We start from the raw sequence: 16,766 nt of genomic DNA on the forward strand, positions 1-16,766 counted from the left end.
ACAGACCTACACTCCCCCAATCAGACGAAAGGAAGGCGTTATGGCACTCGAGGTCGGGCAGGCGGCGCCACCCTTCACGCTGCCGGGAACCGCCGGGCGCGAGATCTCGCTTGGCGCACTGAAGGGCCGCAAGGTGGTGGTCTATTTCTACCCCAAGGACGACACGAGCGGCTGCACCCGGCAGGCGCAGGATTTCAACGCGCTCAGGGCAGATTTCGCCGCGGCCGACACCGACATCGTTGGCATCTCGCCCGACAGCCCGGCCAGCAAGGCGAAGTTCGCGGGAAAATACGGGCTCGATCTCGCTCTCGCAGCGGACGAGCAGCGCGCAACGGTCGAGGCGTACGGCGTGTGGGTCGAGAAGAGCATGTACGGCCGCAAATACATGGGCGTCGAGCGCACGACCTTGCTGATCGACCGCGAGGGCCGCATCGCCCGCATCTGGCCGAAGGTGAAGGTGCCCGGGCATGCGGAGGAGGTTCTGGCTGCCGCGCGCGCCCTCTGAGCGCCGCCCGTTCGGGCTTCCTTAACGCTAACAGGGTGTGATCGGGCCTCCCCAGGACGGCCCCATGCCGCAGCACCTCACTCCGCCCCGCCTCGGCCGCCAGTCAGACCGCATCGTGCTGCGCCGGCGGACGCTGCTCTGCACCGGCGCGCTGGCCGGGCTGGCCTTCGCCTGGGCCGGTGCCGCCACCTGGTACATCGCCTCCCGCGACGAGATCGCAACCCGGTTCTTCGCCCGACAGACCGAGCTGCGCTACGGCTACGAGGACCGGATCGCCAATCTCAAGGCGCGGCTCGAGCGCGAGATCACGCACGGGCTCGTCGAGCGGAACGGCTTCGCGGCCCGGGCGGAGGCGCTGGCCCGTCGCCAGAGCGAGATCGAGGCGCGCCAGATCTGGCTTGCGGGCGTGGCCGAACGGCTGCTCGGCCGCGACGCAACGCTGCAGGCCCGTTCGGCGCCGCTGCCTGCCCCGGCCGAGCCGGCACCGACGCCGCTTCCGAGCGCCGGCGGCAAACCCGTGCCGCTGATGGAGCCGGTGCAGCTGCGTGGCACCGGTGAGGTGCCGGGCCAGGCCACCCTCGACCGTCCGGCGGACCGTTTGACCGCGGTTGCACGCTCGCTGGAGCGCGGCTCCGAGGCGGCGGTGCGCCTCGCCGACCTGTTCCGCCGCGCCGCAGAGGGCCGAGCGGAGCAGATCCGAGCCGCCCTCGACGGCACCGGCCTCGAAACGAGCCGCCGGGTGGCCGGGCCCGACGAGCCCGGCACGGGCGGGCCTTTGGTGGCCCCGCCCTCGGGCTTCGACGGGCCGCTCTTTGCCGGGGTGATGACGTCGACGCTCGACAGCTTTGCGGAGCTGCGGCGGCTCCAGGCCGCCGTGCGCTCGCTGCCCCTCGGCCTGCCTGTGCCGGGCAGCGATGCGACGAGCGGGTTCGGCTACCGGGTCGATCCATTCACCCGCATGCCGGCCCTTCATACGGGGCTCGATTTCCGGGCCGAGACCGGCGACCCCGTCCGGGTGACCGCGCCCGGGACGGTGGTGGTCTCGGATTGGGCGACCGGCTACGGCAACCTCGTGGAAGTGGATCACGGCCGCGGGGTGACCACTCGCTACGGCCATCTCTCCTCGATCGCCGTGCAGACCGGGACCGCCGTGGAGGCCGGGCAGGTCGTGGGCCGGGTCGGCTCGACCGGACGCTCGACCGGGCCTCACCTGCATTACGAGGTCCGGATCGGGGGTGAACCGGTCGACCCGTCGCGCTTTCTCCGGGCGGGCCGCCTCGTCGGGGCGACCGCCAGAGAGGGCGTCGTGAGCCGCTGAGAGCGGCGGGGTCCGGCTGCCGCCGGAGGGCTAGTCGATGTCCTCGACGCCCTCGGCGCCGCCATAGACGCGCTGCGCGAGCGCCGCCTCCATGAACGGGTCCAGCTCTCCGTCCAGCACGTCGCCGGGGCTGGTCGAGGTGGTGCCGGTCCGGAGGTCCTTCACGAGCTGATACGGCTGCAGGACGTAGGAGCGGATCTGGTGGCCCCAGCCGATATCGGTCTTGGCAGCCTGTTCCGCGCTGGCCTTCTCCTCGCGCCGCTTCAGCTCGGCCTCGTAGAGGCGGGCGCGCAGCATGTTCCAGGCGGTCGCCCTGTTCTTGTGCTGCGAGCGCTCCTGCTGGCAGGCGACCACGATGCCCGAGGGGATATGCGTGATCCGGACAGCGGAATCGGTGGTGTTGACGTGCTGACCGCCGGCGCCTGACGACCGGTAGGTGTCGATCCGGCAGTCGCTCTCCTTGACGTCGATCTGGATGCGGTCGTCGACGACCGGGTAAACCCAGACGGAGGCGAAGCTGGTGTGCCGGCGCGCGTTCGAATCGAACGGCGAGATCCGGACCAGGCGGTGCACGCCGGATTCGGTCTTGGCCCAGCCATAGGCGTTGTGCCCCTTCAGAAGCAGGGTGGCGCCCTTGATGCCGGCCTCCTCCCCGTCCTGCTGCTCGATCAGTTCGACCTTGAAGCCGCGCCGCTCGCCCCAGCGGGCGTACATGCGGGCGAGCATCTGCGCCCAGTCCTGACTTTCCGTGCCGCCGGCACCGGAATGGACCTCGAGATAGGTGTCGTTGGAATCGGCCTCGCCGGCGAGCAGCGTCTCCACCTGGCGGCGCGCCGCCTCGGCCTGAGCGCGGCGGATCGACTCCTCGCCCTCAGTCACGCTGTCCTGGTCGCCCTCGGCCTCGCCGAGCTCGATCAACGTGATGCCGTCCTCGATCTCGCGCTCGATCTGCCGGATGGCGGCGACCTGCTCGTCGAGCCCGTTGCGCTCCCGCATCACTTTCTGGGCGGCCTCCGGGTCGTTCCAGAGGTCAGGATCCTCAGACCGGGCCGTCAGCTCGCCGAGGCGTCGCTCTACCGTTTCCCAGTCAAAGATGCCTCCTCAGCAATCCCAAGGATTGCTTGGCGGCTTCGAGCAGCGACGTGATTTCGGCGCGCATGATTCGCGGTTCAGTGGAGGGAGGGCGTGAGATAGGGGGCGGCGGGCACCCTGTAAACCGGCGGCCCCGGGCTGGGCCGCCGGGAGTGGGCGCCTACCAGAGGCCTCCGCCCGCTCCCACCGCGCGCTCGGCCTCGGGCGAGGCGCCGCCGGTCGAGACGACCGAATAGCTGTCGGGAGGCGCCGTGCCCGGCTTGAAGGCCTCCAGGATCGTGCCCCCGCCCTCGCCGCTCGCGCGCATTCCGCTGGCCAGCGAGACCCGGATCAGCTTGATGCCCGGCGGCACGCGGAAGGGCGTCGGCGGCTTGTCGGCGAGCGCCTGCTTCATGAACTCGCCGAAGATCGGAGCCGCGTAGGTTCCGGCCTGCGCGTTGGCGCCGAGCGAGCGCGGCTTGTCGTAGCCGAGATAGAGGCCGACCGCGAGATCGGGCGAAAAGCCCACGAACCAGAGGTCCTTGGCGTCATTGGTCGTCCCGGTCTTGCCGGCCATCGGCTTGTTGTCGACCATGGGCCGGATCCGGGCCGCCGTCCCGCGCAGCACCACGCCTTCCAGGATGGAGACCATCTGGTAGGCGGTGAGCGGGTCCAGCACCTGCTCGCGCTTGTCGATCAGGTTTGGCTCGTCCTGGCCGGTCCAGGCCTCGGCCGCGCAGCCGATGCATTCGCGATCGTCGTGCCGGTACACGGTGACGCCGGTCCGGTCCTGGATGCGGTCGATCAGCGTCGGCCGGATGCGGCGGCCGCCATTGGCCAGCATCGAATAGGCCGCCACCATGCGCATCACCGTGGTCTCGCCGGCGCCGAGCGACATCGGCAGCAGCGGCAGCAGCTCGTCGTAGACGCCGAAGCGGCGCGCGTATTCGGCGACCAGCGGCATCCCGAGCTCGCGGGCCAGCCGCACCGTCATGAGGTTCTTGGAATACTGGATGCCGTAGCGCAGCGTATGCGGGCCGGTGGCCTCCCCGCCGAAGTTTTTAGGGGTCCAGAGTTCCTGCCCGCCGCCCGGATCGACCGTGATCGGCATGTCCTCGATGATCGAGGACGGGGTGTAGCCGTTGTCGAGCGCAGCCGCGTAGACGATCGGCTTGAAGGAGGATCCCGGCTGGCGCATCGCCTGCGTGGCCCGGTTGAACTCGCTCTGGTCGTAGGAGAACCCGCCGACCATGGCGTGCACGCGGCCCGTATGGGGATCCATCGCCACAAGACCGCCCGACACCTCCGGAAGCTGGCGCAGCCGGAACATGCCGGGCTTGCCGGCCAGCGGCTCGACATAGATCACGTCGCCCGTCTGCAGCGTGCCGGCCGCGCGGCCCAGGCCCTCGGGCGCGATCTGGCCGAGTTCCCGCTCGCGCACCACGACGCCGCTCGCCTCGCGCTTCGGCTGGAGGCCGATCCGCACGGCGCCTCCCGAACGTTCGAGTGCGACCGCGAGCCGCCACGGCTGGACGTCGGCGAGGGCCGGCACTTCGGCCAACGCCAGGCCCCATTCGCGGCCGGCGAGGTTGAGATTGCCCTGCGGGCCGCGCCAGCCGGTCGCCTCGTCGAACCGAATCAGCCCGTCGACCAGCGCCTTGCGGGCGATCGCCTGAAGCTTGGGGTCGAGCGTCGCCCGCACCGACAGGCCGCCCTCGTACAGCGCCTTTTCGCCGTAGCGGTCGCCGAGCTCGCGCCTGACCTCTTCGGCGAAGAAGCCGGACGCGATCATGTTGGGCGAGTGCATGCGCGAGTTGATGCCGAGGGGCTGCGCCCTCGCCTTCTCGCCCTCCTCCTTGGAGATGATGCCGTTTGCGACCATCAGGGTCAGGATTTCGTTGCGGCGGCTGATCGCCTCGGCCGTCTTCCGGAAGGGGTGGTAGTTGTTCGGCCCCTTCGGCAGCGCGGCCAGATAGGCCGCCTCGGCCGGCGTCAGCTCGTGCACGGACTTGTTGAAATATTCCAAGGCCGCCGCTGCCACGCCGTGCACATTGCGGCCGGGCACCAGCGTGCCGAGGAAGATCTCGTTCAGATAGAGCTCGAGGATGCGGTCCTTGGAGAAGGCCGCCTCGATGCGCAGCGCGAGCAGGGCCTCCTTGGCCTTCCGCTCGAGCGTCTGCTCGTTGGACAGAAGGAAGTTCTTGGCGACCTGCTGGGTGATGGTGGACGCGCCTTGGCGGCGGCCGGACCGGAAGTTGTTCAGCGCCGCCCGCACGATCCCTTCCGGATCGATGCCGCTATGCCGGTAGAAGTTCTTGTCCTCGGCGGACAGGAAGGCACCCGTGACCAGCTTCGGCACGGCCTGGATGGGCAGGTAGAGCCGCCGCTCGCGCGCATATTCGGCCAGCAGGCTGCCGTCGGCCGCGTGCACGCGCGTCGTGACCGGCGGCTCGTAGTTGGACAGGGCCGCGTGGTCCGGCAGACCCTGGCTGAACTTCCAGAAATAGTAGCCGCCCGCCGCGCCGGCGAGCAGGAACGCGATCGCGCCAACCGAGAACAGGAAGCCGAAGAACCGAAGGATGAACCGCATCCGCTCCACTTCCACCTGATCAGCCGGTCAGGCCGACTCGCCCGGCGCCCAGCTCCGAGAGCGGGCAGGCGCACTTCCCGGCCCCTTGGCCCGGCCGGGCTCATGAGCACGGTTTCTATGGTAAGATTGCGGCGGCAGCCCCCCGAAGCCGGGCGCCGAAGAACCGTTCCACCGCTCCCGCCATAGCGGCCGCGGTGTGCCGGCGCCAGTCATCCGACAGCAACAGGTTGGCGTCCTTGGCGTTGGACAGGTAGCCGAGTTCGACCAGCACGGAGGTCATGTCGGGGGCGCGCAGCACGCGAAAGCCGGCCTCGCGATGGGGGTGGGCGCTGAAGCCCAGCACAGGGCGGAGCTCGCCGTGAAGCAGGTTGGCAAAGCGGTGGGACAGGCCGCGCGTCTCCCGCAGCGTGAGTTGGTGGAGGATGTCAGCGATCCCCGCCTGGACCTCCGGCGGCGCGACCCCGCCGGCCAGGTCGGCCGCGTTCTCGCGCTCGGCGAGCCGGGCCGATTCGAGGTCGGTCGCCTGTTCGGCGCCCGTATAAATCGTGGCCCCGCGGATCGCGGCACTTCCGATCGAATCCCCGTGGATGGAGACGAAGAGGTCCGCGCCAGCATTGCGGGCGAGGCGCACGCGCTCGTCCAGCGGCACGAAGCTGTCGCCGTCGCGGGTCATCATCACCCGGAAGCGCCCGGACGCGAGCAGGCGATCCCGCAGCGTCAGGGCGAAGGCGAGCACGATGTCCTTCTCCAGGGCCCCGGTCGTCGCGACGGCGCCCGAATCAGTGCCGCCGTGGCCGGGGTCGAGGGCGACCAGAGGGCGGCTGTCCCCGCCCGGGCCGTCTCCCAGCGATCCTGTCGTGAGAGGATCGCGGTCGTCGCGGCCGAGGGCGACCGTTTGGCGGAAGCTCGGCCGATCGATCTTCACCAGTTCGACCACGAGCCGGTGCAGCCCCGCCTCCGGTTCGCCGACTGTCTCGATTCGGGCGATGCGGGCGGGCTCGGCGAGGTCGAGGACGATTCGGGCGCGGCCCGGCGCGATCACGCCGGCTCTGAGCCCCGACACCACGCCCAGCCGCTCGCTGGCCGGTCTGACCTGCACGTTGACGTCGCCGAGGTCGATGATGGCCCGGTCGGGCCTCTCGAGCACGAAGCCTCGGGCCTGAACGGCGCGCGAGAGCTTCACGGTCAGGCGTGTCCGGCCGTCCTCGACGGAGAGGGCGACCCCGACCGCGACGGCCGGCGGCTCCGGCGGAATCGCAGCCGGGCTGGGCCGCGCGAAACAGGCCAGCGCGAGAAAAAGGGTTGCGAGTCTCAGCATCTCGAGCCGAAGCGACCCCATCCTGCCCGCGAGCCGAGCGGCCCGACGGTCCGAAGCTGACTAGGCGGCCCATGGTTAACGGGCGCTTGCAGACCGGGGCGGCCGCCCACCGCGCCCCGGGCCGAACCGGCCCCTCGCGCGGCTCTTTCACGAGGGCGGGCCGCACGATTTGCGCCACGGCGACGCTTTCTCTTGTCAAAGCCTGCATCCCGGCCTTAATGAGCTTGACTTCGTTTCGGCCACGGCCGTGTTCCTCGCGTCGGCGCCCACCTCCCGGAGGTGTTGCGCGCCCGCTCGACGCTTATCCGACCGACCCGAAGTCGCGGCGGGCACCCTGCCGTTCAGCCGACTGGCGGCTTCGCCGCCCGTCTTCCGGAAGGACGTCCATGGACGCAGTCACGGGATCGGCATTGCTGACCGTTGCGGCGCCCCCGTGCCGTCCCGCACTCATGCCCTGCACGGAACGCCGATACCTTCCGATCCGGATCGGTTCTGCCACGCCCGTGCGTGACATCACCCGCGTCTTGCGGCGCTCCCCTCACATTCGCCGGTTCCAGCCACCACGGCCCAAGGCCGCTCCCAGCCCGGCTCCGCCGGGCCGTTCGGCATGCGCCAGCCCCGAGCCGGGCACCGGCGGGCTCACTCTCGAGAGTTCTCCATGGCCAACAAGATGCTCATCGACGCCTCCCACCCGGAGGAAACCCGTGTTGTCGTAACGCGGGGCAATAAGATCGAGGAATTCGATTTCGAATCGGCGAGCCGCCGCCAGCTCCGCGGCAACATTTATCTCGCCAAGGTCACCCGGGTCGAACCGTCGCTCCAGGCCGCTTTCATCGAGTACGGCGGCAATCGGCACGGCTTCCTGGCGTTCAGCGAGATCCACCCCGACTACTATCAAATTCCCGTTGCCGACCGGCAGGCGCTGATCGAGGACGAGGCGCGGCAGGATCGCGAGGACGAGGAGCGCGAGGAGCGCCGCACGCGCGGTGGCAGCGGCAGCGGCAGCGGCCGCAGGCGCCGGGGTTCGCAGCGCCGCAACCGTCAGGATGGCGCAACCGTCTCGGCGCCTGTCGAGAACGGGCATGGCGAGGGCGAGGAATCGACGGCTCAGCGCGCTTTCGGCGGCGAGGACGGGGAACTTGCCGCCGATTCGGCGGGCCACGACCGGTCCATGGACGACGAGGCCGACGGGCATGCCGCCCAGACCGGGGAGCAGGAGGCCTCGGCCGCCCCCCAACTGCCTCTCCCTGCCGCTGACGATCGCGACGACTCGGCTCCGGCCGAGGGCCACGAACCCGAGATGTCGGACGCTGGCGAGCCGGCGGCCGAAGGCCGATTCGAGACCCAGGAGCCCGTGGAAGCCCGCGCCGAGTCGGAGCCCCAGGACGAGCAGCCCTCCGACGGCGAGCATGACGACGAGGACGAGGACGAGCACGACGAGGACGACGAGGAGCACGACGGCGAGCACGACGAGGACGAGCTCGAGGAGCACGAAGTCGTGGAAGCCGTCGGCGGCGCCGACGCGCTGGAAGAGGTGCCGGAGCGGCGGCGCACGCCGCGGCGGCACTACAAGATCCAGGAAGTCATCAAGCGCCGCCAGGTGCTGCTGGTCCAGGTGGTCAAGGAGGAGCGCGGCAACAAGGGCGCGGCGCTGACGACCTACCTGTCGCTCGCCGGCCGCTACGCCGTGCTCATGCCCAACACCGGCAAGGGCGGCGGCATTTCGCGCAAGATCACGTCCGCCGAGGATCGCAAGCGCCTGAAGGAGATCGTGCAGGACCTCGAGGTGCCGGATGGCATGGGGATCATCCTGCGCACCGCCGGCGCGTCCCGCACGAAGCCGGAGATCAAGCGCGACTTCGAGTACCTGATGCGGCTGTGGGAGAGCGTGCGCGAGCTCACGCTCGAGAGCTCGGCCCCGACCCTCGTCTATGAGGAGGGTTCGCTCATCAAGCGGGCCATCCGCGACCTCTACAACAAGGACATCGACGACGTCGTGGTGGCCGGTGAGGAGGGCTATCGCGAGGCCAAGGACTTCATGCGGCTGATCATGCCGGCGCAGACCAAGGCCGTCCGGTTCTATCAGGAGCCGCAGGGGCTGTTCGCCCAGCACGGAGTCGAGGCGCAACTCGACGCCATGTTCTCGAACCATGTGACGCTGAAATCGGGTGGCTATCTGGTCATCAACCCGACCGAGGCGCTGGTCTCGATCGACGTGAACTCGGGCCGCGCGACGCGCGAGCACAACATCGAGGACACGGCGGTCAAGACCAACCTCGAAGCGTCCGAGGAAATCGCCCGCCAGCTCCGGCTGCGGGATCTGGCCGGTCTCATCGTGATCGACTTCATCGACATGGAGGAGCGGCGCAACGACCGCGCGGTCGAGAAGAAGCTCAAGGACTGCCTCAAGAACGACCGCGCCCGCATCCAGGTCGGCCGCATCTCGCCCTTCGGCCTGCTCGAGATGTCGCGCCAGCGCATCCGCACGGGCGTGCTCGAATCGTCCTCTGTGGTGTGCCGGCATTGCGCCGGGACGGGCTTCGTCCGCTCCGTCCCGTCGGTCGCGCTGCAGGTGCTGCGCTCTGTCGAGGAGACGCTGCTCCGCAGCAGCAGCCACAACCTCACGGTCAGGACCCGGACCGAGGTGGCCATCTACATCCTCAACCAGAAGCGGCCCCACCTCACCGAGATCGAGTCCCGCTTCGGCGCGGCCGTCGCGGTGACGCTCGACGACTCGCTCAGCGGCACCATCACCTTCGCCATCGACAAGGGCTCGCCGGTGGCGGCCTCGATCCGGCCCGCGCCGTCGACGGGCGTCAGGGTGGATTCGATCACCCCGGTGGACGAGCCGATCGAGATCGAGCCCACGGCCGAGTACGAGCGGGAAGAGGAAGAGCGTTTCGAAGAGCGGACCGAGGAACGGGCCGGGCCGAGCGCTGAACCCGTCGGTGACGATGGCGGCCGGCGCAAGCGTCGGCGTCGCCGTCGGCGCGGCAGAGGTCCGGCCGAGGGCGCTGTGAATGGCGAGGGCGCGCATCTCGACGAGAGCGACGACGAGGAGGATGAGGCCGACGACCGGCTGGCCAACGCCTCGCCCGCATCGTCGGACGACTCGGGCGAGTTCGACGGCCGCCGTGGCGAGCCCGTCCGGTCCGTGCGCGAGGAGGAGCCGGCCCCGGCGGCGTCCGAGGCCGACAGCCGGCCGAGCCACGCCGACACCGTGATCGACCTCGGGCCTGAGGCGACCCATAGCCCGGCGCAGCCGGTCGGCGAAGCCCCGCCTCCGCCGCCCCCCGAGCCTGAGCCGGAGCCCGTCGCGGTGGTTCTCACGCCGCCGGATCCGAACCGCCCCAAGCGCGGGGGCTGGTGGTCAAAGGCCAAGTCGGCCCTGAGCGGGTCCTGACCGGACCCGAAGGACAGGAGGGTCGCTCCTCGGGAGCACCCTCTGGGGCGGGCCTGGCCCGCCCCAGCACGACCGTATCCGGAAGGTGCTAGGGCGAACCCGGTTCAGCCCGGCTGCGGCCGCGCTTCAGCCCAGCCAGCCACGCAGCCGCCTGACGGCTTCCCGGCAGACGGCCTCGCCCCCCGCGAAGGACAGGCGGAGGTGGTGCCCGCCCTCGTCCGGATCGAAATCGAGCCCGGGCGTGGTCGCGACGCCGGCCTCTTCCAGCATGCGCCGGCAGAACGCGACCGAGTCGTTCGTCAGCCGCGCCACGTCCGCGTAGACGTAGAAGGCGCCGTCGGCCGGGTGCATCTCGCCGATGCCGAGGCCCGGCAGTTCCGAGAGAAGAATGTCCCGCGCGCGGGCGTATTCGGCCTTCACGCCTTCCAGTTCCGCGGTGGCGTCGAAGGCGGCCAGCGCCGCCACCTGCGACAGGTAGGGCGGCGAGATGTACAGGTTCTGGGCCAGACGCTCGAGCGGCCGAACCAGGCGCTCGGGCACCACCGCCCAGCCGATGCGCCAGCCGGTCATGCAGTAGTACTTGGAGAACGAGTTGATCACGACGGCGTCGTCGTCGTGCCGCAACGCCGTCTCGGCCGCCTCCCCGTAGGTCAGGCCGTGGTAGATCTCGTCCGACACGAACCAGAGCCCGCGCTGCCGGCAGAACGCACCGAGGCTCGCCAAGGCCTCGCGGCCGATCATGGTCCCTGACGGATTGGCCGGGCTCATGGCCAGGATCCCGGCGAGCGGACGGTCCTCGTGCAGCGCCGCCAGCGAGGACGCCGTGAGCTGCCAGCCCTCCTCGGCCCGCAGCCGCACCGGCACGGGCTCGAGATCCAGCGCCTCCAGGATGTTGCGGTAGGCGGGATAGCCCGGCGCCGAGATGGCAACCCGCGCGCCCGGATCGAACAACGCGAGAAAGGAGAGCACGAATCCGGCCGAGGAGCCGGTGGTCACGACCACGCGCTCGGGCGTGACGGTGACGCCGTAGCTGTCGCGGTAATGGCGGGCGATGCGCTCGCGCAGGGGGCGGAGGCCCAGCGCCTCCGTGTAACCGATGCGGCCATCCTCGAGCGCGGCCCGGGCGGCCTCCCGGACGAGCCGCGGCGCGGGCGCCGAGGGCTGGCCGACTTCCATGTGAATGATGTCGTGACCGGCGCGCTCGCGCTCGGCCGCCGCCGCCAGCACGTCCATGGCGAGAAACGGCTGCACACGGGCCAGCCGCCGCGCCGCGCCCGGCCCCCTCGCGTCCCCAGAAAGGATCGAGCCTTCGTATTCCGCCACTCGCCTCATCACCAGATCCGGACCCTCTTGTCGGGGGGCAGGTACAGCTTGTCGCCGGGCCGGACCCCGAACGCCTCGTACCAGGCGTCCACGTTGCGGACAGAACCGTTCACCCGGCTAGCCTCGGGGGCGTGCGGGTCGGACACAAGCAGCCGCCGCTGCGCGTCCTCGCGCGTCTTGCCGCGCCAGGCTTGGGCAAAGCCCAGGAAGAAGCGTTGGTCGCCGGTGAGCCCGTCCAGCACCGCGGCGGGCCGGCCGCCGAGCGAGCGCCGATAAGCATCGTGGGCGACCAGGAGGCCGCCGAGATCGGCGATGTTCTCACCCATGGTCAGGTCGCCGTTGACGAAGGCGCCGGGGAAGATCTCGAATCGCCCGTATTGCCGGCCGAGCTCGGCCGCCCGCTCCTTGAAGGCGCGCACCTCCGCCTCGCCCCACCAGCTCGCCAGCACGCCGCCGCCGTCGAAGCGGCGCCCGTCATCGTCGAAGCCGTGGATGAATTCGTGGCCGATGATGGCGCCGACGCCGCCGTAATTCACAGCCGGGTCGGCGGCCGGATCGAAATAGGGCGGCTGCAGCTCGGCCGCCGGCAACGTCATGGCGTTCTGGTTGCTGTCGTAGAAGGCGTTCACCGTCTGGGGCGGCGCGGTCCACTCGTCGCGATCCACCGGCTCGTCCAGCCTGCGCACGCTGCGCTGCTGCTCGAAGATCATGGCGGCACTGATGTTGTCGAGAAGCGCGTCCGGCCGCACCGCGAGGGCCCCATAGTCGCGCCAAGCCTTGGGGTAGCCGATCTTCATCGACAGCCGGTCGAGCTTGTCGACCGCTTTCGCGCGCGTGGTCGGACTCATCCAGGGAATGTGTTCGAGCCGCTCCCGGAGCGCGACCTTCAGGTCCGACACCATGCCCTCGACCTGGCGCCGCGCGCTCTCCGGGAAGTGCCGCTCGACATAGAGGCGGCCGAGCGCCTCGCCCATATGGCCGTTGAGCGCCGTGATCGCCCGGCGCCACCGGTCCGGCAGCGCGCCGACCCCGTCGAGCTCCTGCGACCGGAACCGGAACTGCGCCTCCACAAAGGCCCGCGGCAGGTAGGGCGCGGCCCCGTCGACCTGATGAAACACCTGCCAGGCCCTAAGCGTGTCGAGCGGGGTGGCGGCATAGAGGGCCGCGATCCGCGGCAGGGCAGTGTTCTCGCGGGCAATGAAGCGGGGCCGGCCCTCGAGCCCGCCCGGCCGCAGCCAGGCCCGCCAGGGGAACGGGGCCACCGCCTCCAGCTCGGCCAGGGAGGTCGGGTTGTAGGCCCGCTCGCTGTCGCGGCGCTCCACCGCGCTCCAGCTCGCCTCCGCGATGGCGGTCTCGAAAGCGAGGATGCCGGCAGACGCCTCGCCCGGCGACGGCCAGCCGGCCAGCGCCAGCATCTCGGCAACATAGGCCCGGTACGCCTCCTTCTTCCCGGCAAAGCCGGGCAGCAGGTAATAGTCGCGGTCGGGCAGGCCGAGCCCGCTCTGGCCGAGATACACGGCGTAGCGGTCGGGCGCCTTGTCGTCCGGGTAGATGTCGACCCGGAAGGGACCGATGTTGAAGGTTCCCGGGCGGCCGATCACCTCGGCCAGCTCCTCGTGCGAGCGGGCGTCCCGGATCTCGGCCAGGTAGGCGGCCGTGGGCGCGAGGCCGAGCGCCTCGACCCGGCGCTCGTCCATGAAGGAGCCGTAGACAGCGCGCAGCTTGCGGGCGAGTTCGTCTGCGCCGGGCTCCCCGCCCTCCAGAATGGCCCGGAGCCGCCCCTCGACAAGCTGCACCAGAACCACATCCACCCCGGTCCAGCTCCGGTCGGGCGGGATGGCGGTCCGGTCGAACCAGGCTCCGTTGCCATGCCGGAAGAAGTCGTCGCCCGGGCGCACGCTGCGGTCCTGGCCCAAGAGGTCGAACCCCCACGCGCCATAGGCCGGAGGCCGCGCGACCTCTTCGGATCCGGGCGCGGGGGCGGCCCCGATCACCATGCCGAGGAGGCAGGAGAGGAGCAGGACGGGCCTGATCTGGAACACGGGCATCTCTCCGGGGATGGGCGACCATGCGTCGAAGCGATCCGGAAGCCAAGGTTCTGGACGCAACCCTCGCCGCCGCCATGCTTTCGCCGCTCGGCCGGCCCACATAGCGCGTCATCCTGGCGAACGTTGACGGCCCGGGAGCGTCGCTTTACTCGGCCCCGGCACGAGGCCGCAGCGACAGCTCGCGTCGCCGCCGTCCCCGTCCAATGAAAGCTTTCACCATGGCAAGCCTGTTCAGAGGCCTGATTCCCGCCGCGGCGGCGGTGGCGCTGTGCTCCGCCCCCGCAGCGGCCCAGGCGCCCGGGTTCGATCCGGCGCAGCGCGAGGCGATCGAAGGGATCGTCCGCGACTTTCTCCTGCGCAAGCCCGAAGTGCTGCAGGAGGCCATCGCCGAACTCGAGAAGCGGCAGCAGGAGGCGCAGCGCAGCGCCCAGCAGGCCACGCTCGCGAGTGCGGGCGAGAAGCTGTTCAATTCGCCGCACGGCTACCTGGTCGGCAACCCGGCCGGCGACGTCACGCTGGTCGAGTTCTTCGATTACAATTGCAGCTACTGCAAACGCGCCCTCTCGGACGTGCGCGAGCTGATCAAGAGCGATCCCAAGCTCAAGGTGGTGCTCAAGGACTTGCCGGTGCTCGGGCCCGAATCGGTGGAGGCCGCCCGCGTCGCCCTGGCCGCCAAGCAGCAGCTCTCCGGCGCCAAGCTGTTCGAATATCACTCCCGGCTGATCGAGACGCGCGGCCGCGTCGGTGCCGAGCGTGCCACGGCACTGGCCAAGGAGATGGGCCTCGACATGGCGCGGCTCCAGCGCGACATGGCCGGGCCGGAGGTCAAGGAGGCCCTGGCCGAAAGCGCCGACCTCGCCGAAAAGCTCGCCTTGACCGGAACGCCGGCCTTCGTGGTCGGCCAGGAGGTCATTTCCGGCGCGGTCGGGCTCGAAGCCCTGCGCCAGTCCATCGCAGCGGTCCGCAAGTGACGGAGCCAGGTTCCATGCAGGCGCAGCCCCCCGCCGCTGGCGACGAGCCAATCGAGGCCGCCGCCACCCACCCGTTCGACCCCGATCTCGTGCGGCAGCTCGCCGGGCTGCTGGCCGAGACCGACCTCACCGAGATCGAGGTGGAGAAGGGAGACCTGCGCATCCGGGTGGCCCGCAACCACCCGGCCCCGGTGGTCGCGGCCGTGGCCGCCCCCGTGGCGGCGCCCGCCTCCGCCCGCGCGGCCGCTCCGGCCGAGCCCCCGGCCAAGCATCCGGACGCCCTCACCTCACCGATGGTCGGCACCGCCTATCGGCGGCCCGCCCCGGGCGCCAAGAGCTTCGTCGAGGTCGGGTCCGAGGTCCGGGTCGGCGAAAAGCTCCTGCTGATCGAGGCCATGAAGACCTTCAACGACATCGTGGCGACACGCGCCGGCACGGTCCGGGCCATCTATGTCGAGGACGGACAACCCGTCGAGTTCGGCGAACCCCTCGTCCTGATCGACTGAGCGCAGCAGGTGTTCGACAAGATCCTCATCGCCAATCGGGGCGAAATCGCCCTTCGCATCCTGCGCGCCTGCAAGGAGCTCGGCATCGCCACGGTCGCGGTCCACTCGACGGCGGATTCCGACGCCATGCACGTGCGGCTGGCCGACGAAAGCGTGTGCATCGGGCCGCCGCCGGCCCGGGACAGCTACCTCAACATCCCGGCTCTGATCGCGGCCTGTGAGATCACGGGCGCCGATGCCGTCCATCCGGGCTACGGCTTCCTGTCGGAGAACGCCCGCTTCGCCGAGGTGCTCGGCCACCATGGCATCGCCGTTGTGGGGCCCCGGGCGGAACATATCCGCATGATGGGCGACAAGATCGAGGCGAAGCGCACGGCCAAGCGCCTCGGCATCCCGTGCGTGCCCGGCTCCGAGGGCGGCGTGTCCGATGACGTCGAGGCCAAGCGCGTCGCCGCCGAGATCGGCTACCCGGTGTTGATCAAGGCCGCCTCGGGCGGCGGCGGCCGTGGCATGAAGGTGGCCCGCACCGAGGACGACCTGTCGGACGCGCTCGCGACCGCCCGGGCCGAGGCGCTGGCCGCCTTCGGCGACGCCTCGGTGTACCTCGAGAAGTATCTCGAGAAGCCCCGCCACATCGAGATCCAGGTGCTGGGTGACGGCCGCGGCCGCGCGATTCACCTCGGCGAGCGCGACTGCTCGCTGCAGCGCCGCCACCAGAAGGTCTGGGAAGAGGGCCCCTCCCCGGCGCTGAACGAGGCCGAGCGCGAGGAGATCGGCAACACGGTCGCGCGCGCCATGCAGGAGCTGCGCTATGCCGGCGCCGGCACGGTCGAGTTCCTGTACGAGGACGGCCGCTTCTACTTCATCGAGATGAACACCCGCGTGCAGGTGGAGCATCCGGTGACGGAGATGATCACCGGCATCGACATCGTCAACGAGCAGATCCGCGTCGCGGCCGGGGCGGAGCTTTCCGTCACGCAGGACGAGGTCAAGCTGACGGGCCACGCCATCGAGTGCCGCATCAACGCAGAGCACCCGGCCACCTTCCGGCCCTCGCCCGGACTGATCACCTATTTCCACCCGCCGGGCGGGCTCGGCGTCCGGGTCGATTCCGCCGCCTACCAGGGCTACCGGATCCCGCCGAACTACGATTCCCTGGTCGGCAAGCTGATCGTGCACGGCCGCACCCGCAACGAGTGCCTGATGCGCCTGCGCCGCGCGCTCGACGAGTTCATCGTCGACGGCATCGACACCACGCTGCCGCTGTTCCGCTCCCTGGTCCGCAACCCGGACGTCCAGAACGGCCTCTACGACATCCACTGGCTGGAGCGGTTCCTGGCCGCCGAGGCCGCCGCTTAGGGCGCGGCCTCCACCCGGCCCGTCATGCTGAGGAGGGCCGGAGGCCCGTCTCGAAGCACGCGCGCCGGCTGAGCCTGGGTGCCCCGCACAAACCGATGGTGCGTGCTTCGAGACGCGCTGCCCTGCAGCGCTCCTCAGCATGACGAGGTTCGGTGGGTGTAGCTCGCGGCGAGCGCCGCCACCGCAACGGCTCTCCCGTCCACAACGCTCGTCATGCTGAGGAGGGCCGAAGGCCCGTCTCGAAGCACGCGCGCCGGATGAGCCTGGGTGCCCCTCACACACCGACGGTGCGCGCTCTAGACGCGCCGCTCCTCAGCTTGACGAGGGTGGGTGGCGGGCCCGGGGACGAGCGGC

At 70.4% G+C, this 16,766-nt stretch carries 11 protein-coding genes; 6 read left to right on the forward strand and 5 right to left on the reverse strand.

The genetic code is table 11. The features are described from left to right. The first annotated feature begins 40 nt into the window (after positions 1–40). Both JWR86_RS16930 and JWR86_RS16935 read left to right on the forward strand, forming a co-directional pair. Positions 41–505, forward strand: coding sequence for a peroxiredoxin (locus JWR86_RS16930; protein ID WP_299567605.1), 465 nt, complete (start codon positions 41–43; stop codon positions 503–505). Positions 506–569: 64 nt separating this feature from the next. Next, complete coding sequence (locus JWR86_RS16935; protein ID WP_299567607.1) at positions 570–1,823, forward strand: M23 family metallopeptidase; 1,254 nt, start codon at positions 570–572, stop codon at positions 1,821–1,823. Positions 1,824–1,853: 30 nt separating this feature from the next. On the opposite strand, the gene prfB is transcribed toward JWR86_RS16935, so the two are convergent. From prfB to JWR86_RS16950, 3 genes are all read right to left on the reverse strand, one after another. Then, positions 1,854–2,982 (reverse strand): peptide chain release factor 2 gene (gene prfB / locus JWR86_RS16940; protein WP_299567609.1). Its coding sequence is split into 2 segments (ribosomal slippage): positions 1,854–2,912 and positions 2,914–2,982, totalling 1,128 coding nucleotides; the frame shifts between segments, so codons are not numbered across the junction. A gap of 93 nt (positions 2,983–3,075) precedes the next feature. Further along, a complete protein-coding gene (locus JWR86_RS16945) occupies positions 3,076–5,484 on the reverse strand; it encodes a penicillin-binding protein 1A (RefSeq protein ID WP_299567611.1) in 2,409 nt (802 codons plus the stop codon). Positions 5,485–5,599: 115 nt separating this feature from the next. After that, the gene (locus tag JWR86_RS16950; RefSeq protein ID WP_299567613.1) at positions 5,600–6,802 is read right to left on the reverse strand and encodes an N-acetylmuramoyl-L-alanine amidase; all 1,203 of its coding nucleotides are present in this window, start codon (positions 6,800–6,802) and stop codon (positions 5,600–5,602) included. A 658-nt stretch (positions 6,803–7,460) separates the two neighbouring features. Here JWR86_RS16950 and JWR86_RS16955 point away from each other — a divergent pair. Next, on the forward strand, positions 7,461–10,205 hold the full coding sequence (locus JWR86_RS16955; RefSeq protein WP_299567615.1) for a ribonuclease E/G: 2,745 nt from the start codon (positions 7,461–7,463) through the stop codon (positions 10,203–10,205). A 126-nt stretch (positions 10,206–10,331) separates the two neighbouring features. Here the strand turns inward: JWR86_RS16955 and JWR86_RS16960 are convergent, their stop codons facing one another. Together JWR86_RS16960 and JWR86_RS16965 are read right to left on the reverse strand one after the other, a co-directional pair. After that, positions 10,332–11,438: an aminotransferase class I/II-fold pyridoxal phosphate-dependent enzyme gene (locus JWR86_RS16960; RefSeq protein WP_299567626.1), complete on the reverse strand. Its 1,107-nt coding sequence runs from the start codon at positions 11,436–11,438 to the stop codon at positions 10,332–10,334. Between the two features lie 98 nt (positions 11,439–11,536). Next, complete coding sequence (locus JWR86_RS16965; protein WP_299567617.1) at positions 11,537–13,570, reverse strand: M13 family metallopeptidase; 2,034 nt, start codon at positions 13,568–13,570, stop codon at positions 11,537–11,539. 224 nt (positions 13,571–13,794) lie between these two features. Here JWR86_RS16965 and JWR86_RS16970 point away from each other — a divergent pair, with 224 nt between their 5' ends. From JWR86_RS16970 to accC, 3 genes are read left to right on the forward strand one after another with little or no spacing between them, the layout of a single operon-like run. Then, complete coding sequence (locus tag JWR86_RS16970; protein WP_299567620.1) at positions 13,795–14,547, forward strand: DsbA family protein; 753 nt, start codon at positions 13,795–13,797, stop codon at positions 14,545–14,547. Between the two features lie 14 nt (positions 14,548–14,561). Continuing rightward, positions 14,562–15,053: an acetyl-CoA carboxylase biotin carboxyl carrier protein gene (gene accB / locus JWR86_RS16975; protein ID WP_299567622.1), complete on the forward strand. Its 492-nt coding sequence runs from the start codon at positions 14,562–14,564 to the stop codon at positions 15,051–15,053. Between the two features lie 9 nt (positions 15,054–15,062). After that, positions 15,063–16,412 (forward strand): acetyl-CoA carboxylase biotin carboxylase subunit, encoded by a 1,350-nt coding sequence (gene accC / locus JWR86_RS16980; RefSeq protein WP_299567624.1) that lies wholly within the window; start codon positions 15,063–15,065, stop codon positions 16,410–16,412. Positions 16,413–16,766 lie beyond the last annotated feature (354 nt).

Origin of the sequence: Enterovirga sp. (assembly GCF_028290205.1) — a bacterium.
GTDB lineage: Bacteria > Pseudomonadota > Alphaproteobacteria > Rhizobiales > Beijerinckiaceae > Enterovirga.

What these genes read in the sequence shown, in the direction of transcription:
- JWR86_RS16930 (WP_299567605.1), top strand. Translation starts at nt 41, where the DNA reads ATGGCACTCGAGGTCGGGCAGGCGGCGCCACCCTTCACGCTGCCGGGA.
- JWR86_RS16935 (WP_299567607.1), top strand. Translation starts at nt 570, where the DNA reads ATGCCGCAGCACCTCACTCCGCCCCGCCTCGGCCGCCAGTCAGACCGC.
- JWR86_RS16945 (WP_299567611.1), bottom strand. Translation starts at nt 5,484, where the DNA reads ATGCGGTTCATCCTTCGGTTCTTCGGCTTCCTGTTCTCGGTTGGCGCG.
- JWR86_RS16950 (WP_299567613.1), bottom strand. Translation starts at nt 6,802, where the DNA reads ATGCTGAGACTCGCAACCCTTTTTCTCGCGCTGGCCTGTTTCGCGCGG.
- JWR86_RS16955 (WP_299567615.1), top strand. Translation starts at nt 7,461, where the DNA reads ATGGCCAACAAGATGCTCATCGACGCCTCCCACCCGGAGGAAACCCGT.
- JWR86_RS16960 (WP_299567626.1), bottom strand. Translation starts at nt 11,438, where the DNA reads ATGGACGTGCTGGCGGCGGCGGCCGAGCGCGAGCGCGCCGGTCACGAC.
- JWR86_RS16970 (WP_299567620.1), top strand. Translation starts at nt 13,795, where the DNA reads ATGGCAAGCCTGTTCAGAGGCCTGATTCCCGCCGCGGCGGCGGTGGCG.
- accB (WP_299567622.1), top strand. Translation starts at nt 14,562, where the DNA reads ATGCAGGCGCAGCCCCCCGCCGCTGGCGACGAGCCAATCGAGGCCGCC.